General features: G+C 39.6%; 1 pseudogene. It reads right to left on the bottom strand.

Annotation, left to right across the window (positions count from 1 at the left end):
- A pseudogene (locus Q0876_RS15605) lies at nucleotides 1-1423 on the bottom strand (hypothetical protein); the annotation flags it as partial.

Raw genomic sequence — 1423 nt, 5'->3', positions numbered from 1 at the left:
GGCAATACACGAATCGTTAACCTCTGTGAGGTATTGAAACATCCTGTAACGGTATTCTCTGCTCTGATATAAATCACCTGCTCATCCATAACAATATTCGTATATGGACTAACTAGGGCATTCTGATCTGTATCTGCATCTGATTGCGTCTCATGATACGTAATGGCTATATCCAACTCGCCATTGATGATCTCTAAACTCTTACTCTCCAAATCAAATGACTCAAATCCATCATTGTCTAAATCACAGACCTCTAAATCTGTCGGTGCTGCTGGTGATGGAATTGGGTTCACGCGCAATAAAATCGTTGCCGTTGTACTCACAGAACATCCCGTAACGTCATTTGTTGCTCGTACAAAAATCGTCTGTGGATTACTCGTATTTACATACGGACTAACTATAGGATTAGTACCATTATCTGCATCTAACTGGGTCTCGTAATAAGCGAAACTAATCCCGGTCTGCCCATTTAACATCTCTGCATTGGCATCCTCTAACGTAAAGGCTTCCATCTCATCACCCGGATTATTATCATCACATAACTCTAATGGACTTGGCTGTACCAAAACTGGTAAGGCATTCACAACAAGATCTAAGGTCGTAAGCTTATAACAACCATTGACCGTATCCTCTACTCTAACCCATATCAATTGATTAAAAGCTACTATATTCGTATAACTCGTCGGTACCAATACCGAACCTAATCCTAATTCTGCATTGGCCTCAAGCTCATGATAGGTCACTAAATATTGTAATGGATCTAAGCCATTTAAAATCTCTGAATCTTTACTCGTTAAATCAAACTGAGCAATCCCATCGGCTGAAACATCATCACAAACCTCTAAAGGAGTCGGATCAACTATCTGGGGCGTAGGATGAACGATCAATAACAACTCTACTATCGTAGCACAGTCTGTCGCTATCGTTGAACTCTCTACTCGTACATAGATCGTCTGCTGATCCTCTACTATATTATTATACGTCGATGGCAAACTATTCACATCGTTGTCTGCATCTGCCATTGTCTCATGAAAACTAACCGCTAATGATGGATCCCCTCCTGTAACCTCTAACTCTACATCTGGTAAATTAAATACTCCAAAACCATCACTATCTGGATCACAATACTCCAAAGGCATAGGCGTATTTGCTATCGGTGCCTGCTCTACTACCAAATCTAAAGTCGTCGTATTTACACATCCTGTAGTAATATCCTGAACTACTACATAAACCGTCTGCGGATTACTGATATTCATATATGGTATCATCAATGGATTTGACATATTATCTGCATCTAACTGAGTCAAATAATAACTCACCGAATAATTAGGATCAGAAGCTATCTCTGTATTCTTTAACGTTAAATCTATTAATGTTAATCCATCAGGTACACCATCATCACAAACCTCTAATGCCGTTGGGG

This window comes from uncultured Psychroserpens sp., assembly GCF_947503375.1.
Classification (GTDB): domain Bacteria; phylum Bacteroidota; class Bacteroidia; order Flavobacteriales; family Flavobacteriaceae; genus Psychroserpens.
Note: the sequence above shows the minus strand (reverse complement) of the source record. Positions and strands in the feature narration are given on the sequence as shown.